2 protein-coding genes are annotated in these 1,302 nt (G+C 43.4%); both read left to right on the plus strand.

All coding sequences use genetic code 11. The features are described 5' to 3' along the window. Nucleotides 1-61: 61 nt before the first annotated feature. Entirely contained in the window at nucleotides 62-388 is a 327-nt protein-coding gene (locus HQN88_RS37430) for a transposase (RefSeq protein WP_274318833.1), read from the plus strand. A gap of 11 nt (nucleotides 389-399) precedes the next feature. Beyond that, a complete protein-coding gene (locus HQN88_RS37180; RefSeq protein WP_274318765.1) occupies nucleotides 400-1,263 on the plus strand; it encodes an IS3 family transposase in 864 nt (287 codons plus the stop codon). The last annotated feature ends 39 nt before the right edge of the window (nucleotides 1,264-1,302 follow it).

Here is a 1,302-nt window from a genome sequence, read left to right on the forward strand (position 1 = left end):
TGAAACTAGAATAAAAAGTAGACACCTCGTTAGGAGATGAGGATAATAATCTTATCAGGAGGTGTTCATTTTGGGTGAACAGCGGCAAAGGTATAATGATGAATTTAAACAACAGACGGTGAAATTTATTCAAGAACAAACGAAGTCGGTCACACAGATCGCCGAGGAATTGAACATTCCGGCAGGAACCCTGCACCAATGGGTAGCGAAATATCGACAGTTTGAAAGTGAATCCATTGCAACACCAGAAAGACTCCGCCAGTTAGAACAGCTTTTGAAAGAGAAAGACCGTCAACTTGCAGATAAAGATCGCCTCATTGCAGATGCTCAAGAAGAACTTGCGATCGTAAAAAAGGCCGTGCACATCTTCAGCAAACCAAAGAACTAAGGTTCCAGTTCATTGAAAAGCATCGTTCCGAATTTTCAATGGAGAAGATGTGTCAGACGCTTGAGGTTTCCCGGAGCGGTTACTATAAATGGTTACTTGGAAAAGAGGCAGTGAATAGCTACCAGAAGCGCAGAGCTGCGCTCTTAGCTCGAATCTCGTTCATTTTTCATGACCATTTTGGTAGGTATGGCAGCCCTAAAATCACAGAGACACTCGTACGTGAAGGCTGGACGGTATCTGAGCGACTAGTTGGTTCACTAATGAAAGCCAATGGGCTTCGTTCCTGCGTTTCCAAGAAGTTTCGAGTGAACACGACGGATTCAAATCATGATTCACCAATTGCGCCTAACTTGCTAAATCAAAATTTTCAAACAACCGCACCTAACAAAGTCTGGGTCACTGATATTACCTATATTCCGTGCAATGAAGGCCGGTTGTATTTAGCTAGTGTTTTAGATCTTTACACGCGCAAAATTGTAGGTTGGCAGCTTGGAGACCGCATGACGAAAGAGTTAGTCCTGGCTGCACTAGACCAAGCTTATGTGGCGCAACAACCTCCAGAAGGGCTTGTGCACCACTCAGATCGAGGCTCGCAATATGCCTCGGAAGATTACCGCGAAAGACTTGAAACCTACAAAATGAAAGCAAGTATGAGCCGAAAAGGTAACTGCTACGATAATGCCTGCATCGAATCCTTCCACAGTGTATTAAAGAAGGAGTTTGTTTACTGTACGAAATTTTGGACAAAGGCACAGGCTCAACAGGACATGTTCGAGTACATTGAACTCTTTTACAACCGTAAAAGAATCCATGGTTCTTTGGGCTATGTCTCGCCGGATCGATTTGAAGAACTTTACTACAAAAGCGTTAGTTAACTTCTCTTATTAGGTGTCTACTTTCTTGACAGAGGTCCA

It is taken from the genome of Paenibacillus qinlingensis, assembly GCF_013204845.1.
GTDB classification, from domain to species: Bacteria; Bacillota; Bacilli; order Paenibacillales; family NBRC-103111; genus Paenibacillus_E; species Paenibacillus_E qinlingensis.